The 17244-nt window shown below is 44.9% G+C and carries 13 protein-coding genes; 8 read left to right on the top strand and 5 right to left on the bottom strand.

Annotated elements, in window-relative coordinates; all coding sequences use genetic code 11:
- Positions 1 to 22: 22 nt before the first annotated feature.
- Both I2H74_RS22870 and I2H74_RS22865 read right to left on the bottom strand, forming a co-directional pair.
- Positions 23 to 502, bottom strand: a complete 480-nt coding sequence (locus I2H74_RS22870; protein ID WP_195576578.1) for a DUF6530 family protein — start codon at positions 500 to 502, stop codon at positions 23 to 25.
- A gap of 339 nt (positions 503 to 841) precedes the next feature.
- Positions 842 to 1027, bottom strand: a complete 186-nt coding sequence (locus I2H74_RS22865) for a hypothetical protein (RefSeq protein WP_195576557.1) — start codon at positions 1025 to 1027, stop codon at positions 842 to 844.
- A gap of 177 nt (positions 1028 to 1204) precedes the next feature.
- Between I2H74_RS22865 and I2H74_RS22860 the strand changes: the two genes are divergently transcribed.
- Both I2H74_RS22860 and I2H74_RS22855 read left to right on the top strand, forming a co-directional pair.
- Positions 1205 to 1831 (top strand): pentapeptide repeat-containing protein, encoded by a 627-nt coding sequence (locus tag I2H74_RS22860; protein WP_195576556.1) that lies wholly within the window; start codon positions 1205 to 1207, stop codon positions 1829 to 1831.
- Positions 1832 to 2267: 436 nt separating this feature from the next.
- Positions 2268 to 3989: a methyl-accepting chemotaxis protein gene (locus I2H74_RS22855; RefSeq protein ID WP_195576555.1), complete on the top strand. Its 1722-nt coding sequence runs from the start codon at positions 2268 to 2270 to the stop codon at positions 3987 to 3989.
- A gap of 209 nt (positions 3990 to 4198) precedes the next feature.
- Here I2H74_RS22855 and I2H74_RS22850 read toward each other — a convergent pair whose 3' ends face one another.
- A complete protein-coding gene (locus I2H74_RS22850) occupies positions 4199 to 7360 on the bottom strand; it encodes an MMPL family transporter (RefSeq protein ID WP_195576577.1) in 3162 nt (1053 codons plus the stop codon).
- A gap of 175 nt (positions 7361 to 7535) precedes the next feature.
- Here I2H74_RS22850 and I2H74_RS22845 point away from each other — a divergent pair, with 175 nt between their 5' ends.
- Positions 7536 to 8090: a TetR/AcrR family transcriptional regulator gene (locus I2H74_RS22845; RefSeq protein WP_195576554.1), complete on the top strand. Its 555-nt coding sequence runs from the start codon at positions 7536 to 7538 to the stop codon at positions 8088 to 8090.
- Positions 8091 to 8489: 399 nt separating this feature from the next.
- Here I2H74_RS22845 and I2H74_RS22840 read toward each other — a convergent pair whose 3' ends face one another.
- Positions 8490 to 9053, bottom strand: a complete 564-nt coding sequence (locus I2H74_RS22840) for a TetR/AcrR family transcriptional regulator C-terminal domain-containing protein (protein WP_195576553.1) — start codon at positions 9051 to 9053, stop codon at positions 8490 to 8492.
- A 177-nt stretch (positions 9054 to 9230) separates the two neighbouring features.
- Here I2H74_RS22840 and I2H74_RS22835 point away from each other — a divergent pair, with 177 nt between their 5' ends.
- The 5 genes from I2H74_RS22835 to I2H74_RS22815 all read left to right on the top strand — a co-directional run bounded on the left by I2H74_RS22835 (position 9231) and on the right by I2H74_RS22815 (position 16106).
- Positions 9231 to 11000, top strand: coding sequence for an oleate hydratase (locus I2H74_RS22835; RefSeq protein ID WP_195576552.1), 1770 nt, complete (start codon positions 9231 to 9233; stop codon positions 10998 to 11000).
- A 315-nt stretch (positions 11001 to 11315) separates the two neighbouring features.
- On the top strand, positions 11316 to 12533 hold the full coding sequence (locus I2H74_RS22830; RefSeq protein WP_229506135.1) for an N-acetylmuramoyl-L-alanine amidase: 1218 nt from the start codon (positions 11316 to 11318) through the stop codon (positions 12531 to 12533).
- Between the two features lie 351 nt (positions 12534 to 12884).
- Positions 12885 to 13310, top strand: a complete 426-nt coding sequence (locus I2H74_RS22825; RefSeq protein WP_195576551.1) for a MarR family winged helix-turn-helix transcriptional regulator — start codon at positions 12885 to 12887, stop codon at positions 13308 to 13310.
- Positions 13311 to 13410: 100 nt separating this feature from the next.
- Positions 13411 to 14823: an MFS transporter gene (locus I2H74_RS22820; RefSeq protein WP_195576575.1), complete on the top strand. Its 1413-nt coding sequence runs from the start codon at positions 13411 to 13413 to the stop codon at positions 14821 to 14823.
- Between the two features lie 56 nt (positions 14824 to 14879).
- Positions 14880 to 16106: a macrolide family glycosyltransferase gene (locus tag I2H74_RS22815; protein WP_195576550.1), complete on the top strand. Its 1227-nt coding sequence runs from the start codon at positions 14880 to 14882 to the stop codon at positions 16104 to 16106.
- A gap of 381 nt (positions 16107 to 16487) precedes the next feature.
- Here the strand turns inward: I2H74_RS22815 and I2H74_RS22810 are convergent, their stop codons facing one another.
- On the bottom strand, positions 16488 to 16850 hold the full coding sequence (locus I2H74_RS22810) for a hypothetical protein (RefSeq protein ID WP_195576549.1): 363 nt from the start codon (positions 16848 to 16850) through the stop codon (positions 16488 to 16490).
- Positions 16851 to 17244 lie beyond the last annotated feature (394 nt).

The raw sequence follows: 17244 nt of genomic DNA, 5'->3' as shown, positions 1-17244 counted from the left end.
GGCTCATGGATGATAGGAGAAATTAATAGCCCATCTCCTTCAAAATTCTCGATAACGTGCGAAGTCTTTCCCCAATCAGCTCTCCATCATCGCTTAGAGCTTGATTAAATAACTGAATATCTTCATTAATTTTCTCGTTGTCTGTGCATACCTCTACCATCATTGCATCCCCTTGCAGGCCGATTCGGTCAATGACAGGATTCTCTGGATCGTACAGATGCTCGTAGCGATAGGCTTCACGAAAATGCTCCATCGTCCGGCAGATCAGAATCGTCAAATCCAATACGCGGTGCAAAGGCAGCTCCTCGGATTGTCTTGACCACTTCTCACCCGTGAATCTCCATACCTTAGCTGAGATATCCACCTTTCCTCTGTCATTCCATTGAGCCAAGCCCAAGGAAAGGCCCTTAGCATCTGTATTTCTGGCCATTCTTCCGTCAACCTGCTCATAATTCTCCGTTACGACAACAGGCTTATGCTTTAGATTTGTAGGTATCTTCATCATGAACGCCTCACTTTTCATCTTTATACTTTACTAAATTACTGATTTACTTATTTACTAAATTACTAAATCCATGAGCTCATTATAGCTCCTTTCTTATCATGAATCAATTCCGTTTTTTACAATCCGCTTTTTTCCTATAATGTTCATCCTGAAAATAAAAAAAAAGCACCCTTGTGAGCATGGTATTAGACAGACTCTAATACCCATGGCAAACTAAAGATGCCCGCATCGTTTGCAATTCACTTCACGCTCACGGCCTTCCCGCTTCTATATAGAAGTGAAATAAACGAATATTATTGACTGATTCATCATTTGTTCCATAACCATAGTTTTCAGCTACTCTTCATGGCTTCTCTCTCTGATCACACGCTCACATTCATCCGTCAGGACATCCAGCTTGCGTGACAGCGATTCTAAATCATCGTTAATCTTTTTCATAAGAAAGATAGCACGTTTCATTTCACTTCGTACTTCATCTACTTTTTCATATATGCTGTTTGTCGTCTCATTTTTTTCTTTCATCGGGAATCCTCCGAATCACAAGCTTGATATTCTCCAGATTGAAATCTAGATTTGATCGAACCGTGTTAAGTTGCTATTGTAAGGGGTAATAAGATACCACAAATCCGATGATGATGAAAAACAAACGCCCTGATCAGCATCAAAAGATTCATATCTCAAATAAGAGGAGTACACGATATGAAAGATTTCACGATTCCATCAGACTATTACGAACACATCATTGAAAATGAAACGATCCTTTTGGAAGACATCGAATCCTATTCTCATCTCAAAAATTGCGTCATTGAATGCAAATTCGGACGAAGACAAATGAATGAGGTCGCTTTCGAGAACTGTGAATTTTCATATAATGACCTGTCTAAAATGGAGTTTTTGGACTGCGTGTTCTACAAATGTGATTTTTCAAATGGAAGCTTTGAGAACACTACATTGTATCGCGTCAAGTTCGGGTCATGCAAACTGATCGGTGCACGCTTTACAAACTCCACTATTAAGGATGGACAATTTTGGGACTGCTTATTAACGTATGCGAATTTTTCGGATTCCAAATTAACAAATGTTCACTTTCATGAAGGAAAGCTTGACGACAGCTTCTTTCAGCATATGAAACAAAAAAACGTAACCTTCAGTCACGTTGCTATGGACGGAATTGATTTCTCAGAGACGCTGTTAAAAGATATCAACCTGTCTACCTGTGAATTTCATCGTATTAATCTGGATATCGCCTTGGCAAAGGGCTTAACGATTCGCCCCGATCAAGCTTATAGCTTAATTGCTTTATGCGGTGTTAAGCTTTCGGAATAGCTTCATTTGTTCATGGCTACCCTTTGATTGGGTAGCTTTTTCTGTACCTTTTTTAATGTCAAAGACTCAAAGCCCGCCTCTACTATGTGTTTAAACACAAAATCGAACCCTTGTTAAGTTCTAAAACTTACTTAAGTTCCAAACCCAGCATACTTTTTTGAAAGCTTCATCGATTCGATATCATGCTATACTTTTTAGTACTTTAGTCATGCATGCCAGCTTTGCCATTCTCCTACGTATATACCGTCATTACGCGACGGTCTTTTTTTTATTTCAACTTTCACATCCTGGATTTGGAAAGGAGAACATCCATTGTCAACACTGCGGTCATATTCACTTCACCACTTACATACCTAATGAATTTCGTTTTTCACAACACCTTTGTTCTTGAAAAGAGATTAGACACCATTTTACGACTGAAGGAGTAAGGATCAACATGAAGGTACACCCATTCTCGTTGCGCAATTTATCGGTCAAAACAAAGCTCTATCTTATGGGAATGATCAGTCTGGTCTTTATGCTATTGGTAGGAGGAGTCTCCATGTACGCTCAAGTACAGCTTCGCAATAGCGCGGACAATATGTATATGCAATCCGATACCATCCGCAAGCTTGGACAAATTCGTACCGATACACGGGCTGCATATGGATTTTTATTAGAATACATCCTCATCTTCGACGAAAATGAGAGAGCAAACCTGAATCAAAATATCGATAAACGTCTTGCCTCCATTGGCAATACCATTCAAACGTGGTCCCAAACTGTAGCAACCGCACAAGAGAAGGCGCAGGTGGAGTCGTTAACCAAGCTGTTTAAGGACTTCCAAGACGGACTGACCACGATCAGATCTACTTATAAAAGCCAAGGAAAAGACGCAGCCTTGCACCTCATATTTGGAGAATTCAGCAGCAGCCAGCAGCAGTTGAATAATAAAGCGGCAGAGATTGGAGAATCCATTAACAGCCAAGCGGATCAGCTTCATATTGAAAATGGAAACGTCTTTCGCGGCACGGTGATAATGTCTGCTGTGATCATTCTCCTTTCATTATTGGTGGGAACGCTTGCTGTGACAATCATTACGCGCTCAATTGTTCGGCCAATGAAAGCTTTGCAGAGCCTTATGAAATCAGCTGGAGAAGGAGACTTTACCGGGGTTGGCACACACGTCACGTTGGACGAGGTCGGTCAATTGACCCAATCCTATAATGATATGTCGGAATCGCTCAAATCTCTGGTTGGGCAAGTGCACCACTCGACTGAGCTGGTTGCCGCCTCTTCCCAGCAATTGAATGCAAGCTCTCAGGAAACGAGCAAGGTCACAGAAAAAATCGTGCTGGCAATGGAACAAATCTCAAAGGAGACGATTGCTCAAAATCAATCGGTCGTAGAGACAGCTAATACGATTGATGATATGAATTCTGCCTTGCAGCATGTATTGTCCAATACGATTGGCATCTCGGAGAAAGCGACGGATTCCTCCAGAACGGCTAACGAGGGGAATGACATCGTAGTAAAGACCACGATGCAGATGAATCAATTGCAGCAGCAATTCATCCAGCTTGAGCAGGTGCTCAGTCAGCTTAACACGCAGATTGTAAATATCGGAAATATGAATGATGTCGTATCCAATATAGCGGATCAAACCAAGCTCCTTGCCTTAAATGCTTCAATTGAGGCTGCGCGTGCAGGCGAAGACGGACGCGGCTTTGCCGTTGTGGCGCAAGAGGTGCGTAAGTTGGCGGAGGAATCCGCTCAATCCGCTCAAGAGATTTATCAGCTCGTAGGCGCGATTCAAAGTGACAACCAAACCGTTATGAACACGATGAAGAATGTGCATAATGAATTCGAAAGCGGCATTAAGATGGTGCATGCTGCAGGCGATCAGTTCTATACGATTGGCGAAGCCATTACCACGATCGCCGCCCATCTTGAGGATGTTTCCGCTACAATGCAGCAGATGTCCGCGGGCTCTGAGCAGATCAATACAACGGTTCAGCAGTTTACCAGTTCTATCGAACAGATGTCGCAGAACGTCCAGAACGTGGCATCAAGCACGGAGGAACAACTGGCAGCCATGCAGGAGGTCGAAGCATCTTCTCAGCATCTTGCAAAGCTGGCTGAAGAAATGCAGGAGAGTACTAGCCGATTCCGCATTTAATATATGGTTTGTGCGCATGAAAAAGAGCTGCCAGAGGAGTGGAAACCCTCAGCAGCTCTTTCGTGTTAGGATGACGAATACTTATGGATCTTGTACATTCATTTTGCTACGCTTCAGGCAACTTGAACGCTTGGGCTTTGGTTGCTTTGCCATTGGACAAAGGCCAATAATGTAACTTTGTATCCGAAGTCATACAAAGAAAGCCACAATTATAAGGACAAGTCGCTATGGATGCTCTCCTTCTCTTTTTGCCTAAATGGCCACCAGTTGGCGTTGCCGAACGTTCGTATCATAACTGGAACAAAGAATGGCATGAAAGCAAAAGCATAAAGGAGGAGTCCCGTAATCGCAATGGTCGCAATCTGGATAAGGGACAGCACGCCAGACGGCAGCATCGCAGCAAAGGTTCCTCCCAGAATAATCGCTGCCGAGATGATGACGCTGCCCATATTTTTCATGGCATGAATCATCGCCTCTTTGATTGGCAAATGTCTATACTCATTAAAGCGATCCATAAGGAAGATGCTGTAGTCGACGCCTAGTGCGACCAATATGACAAAGGCAAAGAACGGCACAGGCCAACTAATGCCTCCATATCCCATAATGTCGACAAATAGCACTTCAGCCACCGCTACCGAGGTGAAGTAAGTCAGAATGAGCGACAAGATCAAATAGAGCGGCATGATAATCGATCTTAGCAGCAGCACGAGAATAATGCCGATTCCAACCAACATCAGGACAACCGTTCTTGAATAGTCAGCGGCCGAGATGTCATTCAGATCGGCAAATGTTCCTGTAACCCCGCTTATGCCGTACGCTGCATCTGACAGCACCGTCCCTTTCACTGCCCGCTCAACGGCTGCCTTGATCTCATCAATCTTAGCGATCGATTCCGTGCTGTAAGGATTGCCAGTGAATACGACATCGAGCGTGGCTACTTTACGATCACTGGACATATAGGCATCGAATACTTGTTGGAAATCCCCATTGGTCAGCACTTCATCAGGGATATACCAGCCTGCCATCGTTTCATCAGTAGAGCCGGCAAGGCCGTTTAAATATTGCTGAGCAGATTCCAGGCCTCCCGTCAGCTCATTCAACCCATCCACGCTCTGGTTCAGACCATTCGTAAGCTCGGCAAGCTGATCATCAAGCTGGTTGAAGCCTTGCTGGATTTCTTTTTGACCAGAAGAGATTTGTCCGAGTCCTTGAATGACACCCGGTACCTTGGATACAATTTGCCCTTGGCCGTCAGCAGCCTGCTCGATGCCAATGCGCAGCTCCTCCATGCCTGATACTAATTGATCCAAGCCGCCAGCCAGCAAAGTCTGGCCTTCCAACGATTGAGCCAAGCCTTGGTTCGCCTGCTTCAGTGAAGCTCCAACCTTGACCAGTTCGGCATTCAATTCAGCCATGCCGCCAGACATTAGTCCAACGCTCTGCTGCAATTGAGACAGCATCGCCTGGATCGTGATGTAATCTTCATCTTGCTTCATATCTGGATAACGTTCGGCCAGATTGCGAAGATGCTGATCCATTCCGCCAAGGCCTTGGCTGATTCCACGCAGTCCCTGTTCAATCTCCCCATATTTCTTCGCAAACGTCGAGATTCCACCTTCCAGCTGCTGATATCCGTTCAGCAGCTCCTTGCCTGCTGCCGCAAGCTTCTCCGCTGATTGCTTCGCCTGCTCGACAGCTTGCTTTAACTCGCCCGCACCTGCGGAGCCCTGACGAATGCCCTGTTCGATTTGCTTAAGTCCTTGGTTAAGCGCGGTTACCCCTTGCTTTAGTTCATCCGTACCCTGAACCAAGGTTCCAACTCCTGCCGCCGCTTTGGACAGCTCAGGTCCAGACTTGCTTAGCTCGGAACTCGCTGTACGGAGGCCTTCGCGAATCTGTCCAATTCCATCTTTTCCTTCTCCAAGCCCTTCATCGAGCTGCTTTGCCTGCTCCGTGACGAGCAGCTCCTTCAAGCCCTCTCCCGCAGGACGAGTTGCGCTTCGTATCGACTCGATGCCATCTATTTTGGCAATCTCTCGATTGACCTTCTCGATAGCAGCTAGAGCCTCCGAGTTATCCATAGGCTGCTCATGTTTCAATACGATCTTGGCTGGCATGGACTGTCCAGGACCAAAGCCCTCCGCTATAAGATTGAATGCCTTGACGGAATCATAGCCATCGCCGATCTCATCGAGCGAATTATAGGATTTGAGTCCATCATAAGACACCAGTAAAGGAATAATAAGCACCGCCAATAGCAGCAAGGTGATAAACGGGCGTTTCCAGGAGAATCGTCCTGCTGCTGCCCACATCCGGCTTGGCTTATGCTCCAGCGTCCCCTTCGAGGGCCAGAACAGCTTGCTGCCCAGCACTGCCATAAAGAAAGGCACGATCGTGACAAGAGCGACCAGCAGTACACCGACACCTACTGCCACAGCAGCTGCCGATTGGTAGAGAACAAAGGTGGAGAAGCCAATTGACGCAAAGCCCACCATAACGGCAAGACCAGAGAAAAACACTGTTTTTCCCGCTGTGCGATACGTCTCAATGATCGCCGACCATACATCCTCCGGCTGTTTGACCAGCTCTTCTCTGAATCGACTGATCAATAGGATGCAATAATCCGTTCCGATCCCGAACATGACCGCGACCAAAAAGATTTGTGTAAAGTTAGAAAGAGGGAAATTCACCCCGTCCACTAAGAAAGCAACGATGGACTGTGCGACCAAGTAGCTGATGCCCACCGTGAGAAGCGGTACAAATGGAGCAACGGCTGATCGGAATACGATGAACAGAATCACGAGAATAAAGACCACCGTAATGATCTCCGTTCGCTTCAAGCCTTCTTCGGAGCTTGCCACTACATCCTCATTAATAAAGTGCCTGCTCGTCAAATAATGCTCGACAGGATTATCTTGCAGAGCAGCATATAGAGAATCCCTAAGCTCCGACGTAGACTGCCCCTCCCAGTCGCCGCCAAGCAGCACCATCAACGTCTTGCCATCCTTGGACACAAGCTGATCCTGCAGCTCAGGCTGTTCAAAGTGACTTGTCACGGAAGTGAGCGACAATTCCTTCTGCTTGCTCTTAAGCAGCTGTATGGATTGTTCAATGTCCGTTAGGTCACTCGATGTCAGTCCCTCTTTATGATGAAAGACCAATACCGTATCCCCAATCTCCTCACTGCCTCCTTGCTTGCTGACTTCTTTTAGCATGTGGTCTGCCATTGAGGACGAATAGCCATCTGGGACTGTAATCTGCCCTTTCTCCCGAACGAGATCCGCTATATTCGGTGCCGTCAGCAACAAGCCAGCTGCAATGGCTATCCACAGCACAACCATGTACCATCTCGCCTTTAAAATCCCCCTAATCAATCGTCCATTCCCCTTTCCATCCGATAGATGAAATGCGCGAGGGCAGCTCAGAACCCCAGTCATACACACGTCATTAAATTGACATGTGTAATATTTTCGTATAGAGTATAGGAAAAAACGTTGACACGTGTCAATCATATTTCCCAAAGTATGACAGAATGGAGGAAGTGTCGTGTATTCCGGTACGAACCCCTCGGCTATTCGTTCACAAAAATGGCTGACCGAATCCCTATTGCAGCTAATGGAGGTAAAACCGTATAAGAACATTACCGTGAAAGAACTGACTGAGCGGAGTGATCTAGCTAGACAAACCTTTTACCAGCTGTTTGATTCGAAGGAAGAGATCCTTGAGTATCATTTGGATCATCTCTTTCAAAACTATCTTCAGGAGATGCATAATCTAAAGCTGCTGACGACCTCGGAATTAACACGCTTGTATTTTGTGTTTGCCGAGCAGAATGAAACATTCATTCGCCTCTTAATCCAAAACGATATGATCAGCATACTCAACAATAAGTTCAATTCATACCTAGGTGAGATTATGAATCTGCTGAAGCTAGAGCAGGATGTCATTCTCGATCAATACGCTACTGCTTTCCTTTCATCAGGGCTCGTCGGGATTCTCGTATTTTGGTTTAATCATGATAAGAATTTAACGATTGATGAGCTCTCGGCATTGGTCTACGGCATGTTAACTGATGATTGCCGAGATAAAAGTGAAGGATAAATGGAGTTCAGCACCTTATTTAAAGGTCATTTGCACGCCAAAGGGCAGCTTCTCGTATGCTTACGTTAGGCTGCCCTTTACTTTTATGATCGCAGCATATCCAACTATTCCTGACTCACCTCACGGTGCAGGTTAGCCTGACATGATGCGATAGCATGGGATCGAACAGCTAACGTTGAGAGTCTCCATGTTCTAATGCGATATTTCGAGAATATTCGAAGATTTTTATATGGTGAACGATGGTTCATAGCCTGTTTTTGGTTTTTAATAGCAAGTGGGGTTCAATGAGTTGCTCTATACAATAGGGGAATCTGCTCATTTTGACTAAGTTATCTTTAGAGCATTACCGATTTATTTTATGTCGATCAGAACAGAAGCAATATTCTAGTACGCCATCGTTTATGAGGGGGAATGCTTAAAACGCGCCACTGCATCCGCAAAACGTCCATCCATCAGCCGAACAATATGGTTCACGACTGTCTCACAAGGTGTTTTCATCCCATGTTCAATCCAATCCAGCAGCGTCCCAGCAAAGGCATGGCTGTAGAATTGAACGATAAACGTCTTGTCCTCATCCGAAATCGATCTTGCGTCCGAAACTTCGTTGATGACATTGCTCAGCAGTTCAAATAGCACCTGATTCAAAAACATCTCCAAATGCTCTTTGCCGAGTGAACGACAGGTGTTCATGCAAAGCGCCTTATTGCTCTCTACATATTCCAGAATGATCATTAGCCCCTGCTGCCAAGTTGCATAGGATTTATTATTCTGAATCGCACCTAGCGCCTCCGTTTTGTATATCCATCCGAGAAGATCATAGATATCCTGAAAATGGTAGTAAAAGGTTTGACGATTCAGCTTGCAGGCTTCCACCAAGTCTTTGACCGTTATTTTGTCTAGGGTCTTTGTGACCAGCATGTCCTTCAGCGCAGCTGCCAATGCTTGTTTCGTATACGGATGCATAGGAAACCTCCCCTTAACGATGGATTTTGTTTATCATTTTACCATAACCGATAGCGATTTTAGACACATGGAACCTGACGTTGAATATTTAGACACAAGGCATATACTGTCTATGTTGATTCCTTACCATCTCCTATACATTAGAGGTGTCAAGAACACTCAAGGAGGTTGTTAAGGATGTATTACAGCAATGGTAATTATGAAGCATTTGCCCGTCCAAAGAAACCACTCGGTGTTGATCAAAAGTCCGCCTATCTGATCGGCTCAGGCCTAGCCTCTCTGTCCGCAGCCGCATTCCTTATACGCGATGGTCAGATGAAGGGGGAAAACATTCATATTCTCGAGGAACTCGATATTGCCGGAGGTGGACTGGACGGCATCTATGATGACGGACGAGGATTCATAATCCGCGGCGGCCGGGAAATGGAGAATCATTTCGAGTGCCTATGGGATCTGTTCCGCTCTATTCCCTCACTGGAAACAGAGGGAGCATCGGTGCTGGATGACTTCTACTGGCTGAACAAGGAGGATCCGAACTATTCCCTGCAGCGTGCGATCGTGAATCGCGGCGAGGATGCTCATACCGATGGCAAATTTACACTTACCCAGACCGCTTCAATGGAAATTATCAAATTATTCTTTACGCCTGAAGAAGCGCTCGAAGATATGAGAATCACAGATGTCTTCTCAGAAGATTTCTTTAACTCTTATTTCTGGCTTTACTGGCAGACGATGTTTGCCTTCGAGCCTTGGCATAGTGCAATGGAGATGCGCAGATATATCGCTAGATTCATCCATCATATCGGAGGATTGCCTGATTTCTCAGCATTGAAATTCACAAAATACAATCAGTACGAGTCTCTTGCCCTGCCGTTGATTAACTATTTGAAAGGTCATGGTGTTACCTTCCAATACGCAACGACGGTTACCAATGTAGAGTTTGCGATTACAGATAACAAGAAAGTGGCGAAAAAACTGGTTTATGTTCAAAAAGGGCAAGAAAAACAGATCGACCTGACTGAAAATGATCTGGTCTTCATTACGAACGGCAGCAATACGGAAAGCTCCACATTAGGCGATAACCACACACCAGCTGTTATGAATCCTGCGCTCGGCGGCAGCTGGGAGCTATGGAAGAAGATCGCGGAGCAGGATTCTGCCTTTGGCCGTCCTGACAAATTCTGCGGCAACATTGCGGAGAGTAACTGGGAGTCTGCTACCATTACTACACTAGATGACCGAATTCCGCCTTATATCGAGAAGATCTGCAAGCGGGATCCATTCAGCGGCAAGGTCGTTACCGGCGGCATTGTCTCAGTGAAAGATTCCAAATGGCTGATGAGCTTTACACTGAACCGTCAGCCTCACTTCAAATCACAGCCAAAAGACCAGCTCGTCGTATGGGTGTATAGCTTATACTGCGACGTGCCAGGCGATTACATCAAGAAACCAATGAAGGACTGCACAGGTATCGAGATCACGCAGGAGTGGCTCTATCATATGGGCGTACCTGAAGCAGAGATTTACGATCTTGCCGTAAATTCCGCAAACTGTGTTCCTTGCATGATGCCGTATGTCACCTCTTACTTCATGCCAAGAGCAGCAGGAGATCGTCCGAACGTTGTTCCTGATGGCTGCGTCAATGCTGCCTTTATCGGCAACTTTGCCGAAACGCCTCGAGACACGGTGTTCACTACGGAATATTCGGTCCGTACCGCTATGGAAGCCGTCTACACGATTTTAGATATTGACCGCGGCGTGCCTGAAGTATTTGGATCCGCTTATGACGTGCGCGTATTGCTGGATTCCACCGCCAAGATGATGGATGGCAAGAAGATAACCGACATGGAGCTTCCACCTGCAATCCAACTGGCAGCAATGACAGGTGTGCAAAAGATATCGCAAACCAGAATCATGCAGCTGCTGAAAGAGTATAAGTTGATCTAATCCAATACGAATAGATGTAAAGCTATGAGGCTGTTGCACAAAGGTGAGAGATTCACATCACGGTGCATCAGCCTCTTTTTTGATGAGAACAAGATTCACTTCCTATATTCGCCCTGATAGATTGCAACTGATTCCTAGGGCCCGCTTCTTTAAGACGATGGTAGCAATTTCATATATTTTATATTTTCTTTTATTAATCCATGTTAGTCTTTTAATAGAGCTCCTATAAAACGACAGCTTTATCCTCTCTATTCAGAACAGAGCGAAGTCTGTCTTTTTCTTACCTATTATATTTTTCGTATAAAGCGAGGCCTGATGATGAAAAATTGCAACCACGACAACATTCAGCTATTGGATCCGACATCCGATACCAATAAACGCTCCGAGAAGCGTCGCCGTCCAGCATGGCTTACCTCAAGAGGATGGCTCACTGCTGCCCTTGCGGCCATCCTTGGCTTTATGCCTGTCTTCGATACCATCCACGCGGAGAGCTATTCCGCAAAAGTATATGCTTCGTCCCTCAATGTCCGCAGCGAACCTGCCGCAGATGCAAAGATCAAGGGATCGGTGAAGGAAGGCAGTGTCGTAACGGTACTGGACGAGCAGTACGGCTGGATGAAGATTCAGACGGAACGCCTGACTGGCTGGGTAGCCGGATACTATCTTAAAAAAGTTACTGTAAACTCTGCCTCCAGTTCTTCTTCAAGCAAACCATCTCCCTCGAATGCTAACAACTCGTCGGTGGGAACCGTTACAGCAGATTCACTGCGCATTCGAAGCGGTCCTGGGACTGGCTATGAAGTCGTCGGCTCGCTTAAAGAGCACAATACCGTTACCATTCTATCCAGCAGCTCCGGCTGGTTGAAGATCAAGACTTCAAACGGAATGACCGGGTGGGTGTCAGATGATTATGTAGCACTCTCTGGTTCTTCCACGATTAGCGGCGAAACCACAAGCGGGAGCTCAAGCACCCATACGAACTGGGACAGTCTTAGAGGCAAGACAATCGTCGTTGACGCAGGTCATGGTGGTGATGATCCGGGGACAGTAGGCTCCACCCATGGAACCTTGGAAAAAGAGATAAACTTGCAGACCGCTATGTATCTGCGTGATTATTTGCGGGACGCCGGCGCGCATGTAACGATGACTCGGACGAAAGACAACGAGCGCCCTTCCCTCTCCAGTCGAGCCCAGTTGTCGCAGTCCGTTTCTGCTGATGCTTTCATTAGCATTCACTATAATTCATCGCCGAAGAAGGTATCAGGTACGCTTACCTTCTTCTATTCGGAGTCTGGCGATCTGAACCTGGCACAAGCGATCGAGAATCGGTTGGGGAATGGTGTCAACTTGAAAAGCAATGGTGTATCCTTCGGCGACTTTCATGTGCTCCGTGAGAATTCAGCACCTGCGACGCTGGTGGAACTCGGCTTTTTGACCCATCCGACCGACGAATCCATTGTGCGAGGAACCTCCTATCAGAAAAAGGCTGCCAAGGCGATTGCCCAAGGGCTGGCGGATTATTTCACACCGTAAACAAAGCCTTGCTGCTGGTGTTTAGTGAGAAGGACGCTGCCAAAGCGAAGACGGGGAGCGTCCTTCTTTGAACTAACGGCAGTAAAATTGGCGAATCCTTAGTTAGGAAATTGCTTCAAGAGACAGAACGTGTTGGGTTAGAGATTGTAACATTGACATACGATTCGAAACATACATCCTTTTATACAAAGAGTGGATTCACTCCCTGTTCTGGGGGATTATGGAGAAGAAGCCCTAACATTTGAACTGCAAAAACAGTCATGATCATCCAAATTCAGATTGACTTCATCTAGGCGTGTCCATATAATTGTCATAACAACTATATGTTCTGCTCTGAAATGGAGGTTCATCTTGAAGTTAGAAAAGTACATTGGCGTAGTCGTTCACCGCACAGATCTAAAGCTTTATCAGTACTACCAGAAAGTCGTTGACCCCTTCAATATCACCATCGATCAGTGGGAAATTCTCGTCATTTTATGGGAAACAGAAGGGATTACGCAAAAGGAGCTGGCTGAAAGGCTTTATAAAGATCAAGCGAACATTGCACGCATGCTGTTTAAGCTCGAACAGAAAGGCTTTATTCATCGTACGACTCACGAGAAGGATCGGCGTTCGCTGCGTGTATACTTAACAACCAAAGGGCGTGATATTAAAGATAAAATCCTCGAACCCTCTATTGAGGCGTATAACAAAACGATTGCTGGTCTGACCGAAGAAGAAGTTGAGAATTTCAGACGAACGCTTTCGATTATATATAACAATGTAAAGGATCTGTAGCTTCCTAATACGCTATTGATCCTCCATTTTTATCGGGATATAGTTGTTATGACAATTACAGCTAAGACAACTACAGTTATGACAAGTATAGAAGGAGGTAATCCTAACAGAAACCGTAAAACAAGGAATTTTCAGCGCTCCGTATCGCGCATTAACCATCGGGATTATTTTAGCGATCTCTACTGTTGCCTTTGAAGGATTAGCGATTACTACAGTTGCTCCCAATGTGGCACAGCACCTGCAGGGTATCCATTTATATGGATGGATATTCAGCGCTTTTCTCCTATTTCAAATTATCGGAACAATCGTAATGGGCAAGCGGATTGACCAAAACGGAGTCTTCAAAAGCATCATCTGGTCTTTTTCCATTTTCGTGATTGGAATCATGATTGCTGCATTATCGTTCCACATGCCTATGCTTATTTTAGGAAGGGCTTTTCAAGGATTTGGAGCAGGCGCGCTTATAACATGTGTTTATTACTGCGTTGCTGTTCGTTATCCTGATTCTCTTCGGACCAAAATACTTGCTTCATTCTCGATGGCTTTCGTGTTGCCAGCTTTAATCGGCCCTTATATTGCCGGGCTCATTGCTGCGTATGTTTCATGGAGACTTGTATTTCTAATCGTACTCCCCTTCATCGTCATCTCCTTATTTCTCACACTTCCTACTTTTCGTTCCTTACAACAACCTGCATCTGCTTTAACTAAAAAAGGTAATATGAAAGAACTCTATGCGATCATACTCGCGATTGGCACAGGAGCACTGCTAACTGGACTTAGCTGGATCCCTGATTGGAAAGGGATCCTCCTTACCGCAGCGGGCATTCTGACGATGGCACAGCCACTTCGCAAGCTGCTTCCAGCAGGTACTTTTTCAGCTGCCAGAGGCTTGCCTGCAACGATTGTTGCAAGAGGCATGTATGTCGCCTGCTACTTTGCCACGGAAAGCTTTGTCGTGTTGGCCCTTGTCGAAGTAAAAGGATTATCCGAAAATTTGGCGGGTCTAATCGTTGCGGCAGGAGCATTGAGCTGGTCAGCTGCAGCTGGGCTGCAGTCTGTACTTGATGCCAGAGATCATGGAAGTGGAAGGAAAATAAGAATCCTCTGCGGAGTAGGGTTTATTATCGTAGGAGTTGCACTCATTATCATCGCAATTGCTAGCCTAGGTGTTGGAATCGGGATCGCTGTGCTGTCCCAGATCATCATAGGCTTTGGAGCAGGGCTGGCTAATCCAACGACTGCAGCGATTGCGTTGCAGTACGCTGAGCCTGGGGAAGAAGGAGAGGTTTCATCCATCCTTCAATTCATCGATTCCTTTAGTATCGCACTAAGTATTGGAATTGGCGGTGCATTAGTCGCGATAAGCGAGACGTTTAATTGGGGGATTGGGACTGGCATTCTAATGGCGATATCCCTACAGCTGCTTTTCGCTGTCCTTAGCTTTATCACTTCCTTCCGTATTACTAAAAAGGATCCTATCCGTGACACGGGTGTATCCAGCAGCATGTACTAACATCACGTCAGCATTTATGTCTGAATACAACACTTTTAAATTGGAGGTTTGGCTGTATGGCGCGTGTGTTAGTCGTTAATATCCCTGCTGAAGGACATATTAATCCTACCTTGGGTTTAGTGAAGCAGTTGATAGACTGCGGGGAACATGTTGTCTACTTATGTACAGAAGAATATCGTGATAAAGTGCTTCAAACTGGAGCGGAGTTTCGAGCGTACCCTTTTCAGACCGACCCGTTCTCGCATGATCCTGACTTAAAACCAGCTCCGTATAAGCACCCTTCGCAGTTTGCCAACATGGTCGTTCGTGGGATTATTCAGAAAATCATCCCAGAAGCATTAAAAGTTGCAGAACAGGACACTTATAACTATCTCATTTTTGATTCGTTGATGGGCTGGGGAGGTACAATACTTGCACAGAGATTGGGTATTCCTGCGGTATGTTCGATTGCTTCCTTTGCCTTTGTCGACCCGCTTGGCTCTGAGCAAGACTCTTACGAGGATGTTGATGGAGGCGATGTCGAAAATCTATATGCGTCAACGATGGAGCTTGCTCATCAATTAGCTAGACAATTTAACGTTCCAGTCCCTTCGATAAAGGAGCTTACCAAGCATGCAGGACAGCTCAAGATTATATATACCAGTCGCTATTTGCAGCCAAAAGCGGATCAATTGGATGAAAGCTTTCTTTTTACGGGAACCTCTATTGTCCCCCGTCTAGATGCCCCACCATTTGCTTTTGAACAGCTGCTTGATTCGAGCCGAAAGATCGTTTATATATCCATGGGAACGATTTTGAATCGGGATTTAGCTTTCTATAAGCTGTGCTTTGATGCATTTCGACAGCTGCCGTTTCAGTTTATCTTGTCTTCAGGAAGAGATACGGATATGACACCATTGGCAGATTGCATTCCAGACAATTTTATTGTGAGGCCCTATATTCCTCAGTTGGAGGTGCTTGAACGAGCAGATGCTTTTGTTACACATGCGGGAATGAACAGCGTAAGCGAGGCTTTGTATTATGATGTACCGATGGTCATGATTCCCTTAACATCAGATCAACCACTAGTCTCGAATCGAGTGCAAGAGCTTGGAGGTGGTATCACACTCAAGCCTAGCACGCTCACGCCTGAGGATTTGAGAGAGGCACTATTGCAGATATTAAATGATAGGAGCTATAAGCAGCAAGCTTGCACGATCGGTGAATCATTACGGCAGGCGGGCGGATACGTGCGAGCAGCAGATGCTATTATCCGAACTTTCTCTACCGTAGAGCAGAAATGAGCGGTAGCTTTCACCTAACTCTAAAGGATTATCACGGCGTGTAAATGACAAATGCATTTCATCTTTCAAGAGTGAGAAATAGATTAAACATGAACAAGTGCTAGAGATGATAAGAGATTAAAAGTATCTCGATGCGTATATGAAAAATACTAGCCCGCTCCTTATTATATAGAGCTGGCTAGTATTCTTTAATAGTTAGTGTCTTACTGCCGCTGTTTCATTAAACCAATATTCCCCATTAGTTGAATCATACTGAACATTTAGCTTCTATCTTTGAACTGTTTTATAAGCATTCCAATAATGTGAATGCTGTACTTTATTTGTTCTATATATCAGGAATTTTTCCCCAAGAGGTTATTTTTACTAAAACTACACCTTACTTTACTTTGGGGGAGTCGTCAAAACAGGAATAGAGGACGTTTTAATAACTTGACCATTAAGAACAATTTTGTCAAGAACATTTCTATTTAGTAATTTCTCTTTTATTTTCATACAAAATAAATCTTTGTATTCTCCATCTCGATCTGATTGGTTTGATTTTCTTTGTTTAGTATCAATAGTCATGGAATTTTTCCCTGTGACCATTGAGACACTAACAGGATCTAAATATTTCATATAGAGATAGAACACACTGTCATTGCTTTTCGCAAGATATATTCCATTGCTTTTAGCGTTCTCTTCAAACCATTGCTTTACATGAGCATCTGCAGAACTTAATTTAAGCGACTCAACTGAGACATCCAAAATTGGCGAGCACCCAGTAACAAAGACTAGAACTATAACTACACATAAGTTAAGTAACTTCCTCAATGCAAAACTCCTTTCAAAAAAGGTAGTATATTAAAATATACTACCTGCGACCTTAATTTTATAGAGGCTGACGCAAAATGTTCTCTGCTTCTTTCTGAGTACCAAAACCAAACTCTACTGAAATTCCAGCTGGAAAAGAGACAGAAGGTGAACCACTTTCAAATATAGTATGTTGGTTGTACCATAACCTTTGATACATATCCACGCTTAAATAATTTGTAACCAAATATACCTGTTTTGGCGTATTCAGCACCCTTCCACCCTAATTTAAACTCGATCCAGGCATCTTTATCTATATGCATACGGTGAATCAATCTTTAGCCATTCT

The organism is Paenibacillus sp. 1001270B_150601_E10, from assembly GCF_015558675.1.
Classification (GTDB): domain Bacteria; phylum Bacillota; class Bacilli; order Paenibacillales; family Paenibacillaceae; genus Paenibacillus_B.
This window is presented reverse-complemented; position numbering and strand designations above follow the sequence as displayed.

What these genes read in the sequence shown, in the direction of transcription:
- I2H74_RS22840 (WP_195576553.1), bottom strand. Translation starts at nt 9,053, where the DNA reads ATGCATCCGTATACGAAACAAGCATTGGCAGCTGCGCTGAAGGACATG.
- I2H74_RS22815 (WP_195576550.1), top strand. Translation starts at nt 14,880, where the DNA reads ATGGCGCGTGTGTTAGTCGTTAATATCCCTGCTGAAGGACATATTAAT.
- I2H74_RS22870 (WP_195576578.1), bottom strand. Translation starts at nt 502, where the DNA reads ATGAAGATACCTACAAATCTAAAGCATAAGCCTGTTGTCGTAACGGAG.
- I2H74_RS22835 (WP_195576552.1), top strand. Translation starts at nt 9,231, where the DNA reads ATGTATTACAGCAATGGTAATTATGAAGCATTTGCCCGTCCAAAGAAA.
- I2H74_RS22830 (WP_229506135.1), top strand. Translation starts at nt 11,316, where the DNA reads ATGATGAAAAATTGCAACCACGACAACATTCAGCTATTGGATCCGACA.
- I2H74_RS22860 (WP_195576556.1), top strand. Translation starts at nt 1,205, where the DNA reads ATGAAAGATTTCACGATTCCATCAGACTATTACGAACACATCATTGAA.
- I2H74_RS22855 (WP_195576555.1), top strand. Translation starts at nt 2,268, where the DNA reads ATGAAGGTACACCCATTCTCGTTGCGCAATTTATCGGTCAAAACAAAG.
- I2H74_RS22865 (WP_195576557.1), bottom strand. Translation starts at nt 1,027, where the DNA reads ATGAAAGAAAAAAATGAGACGACAAACAGCATATATGAAAAAGTAGAT.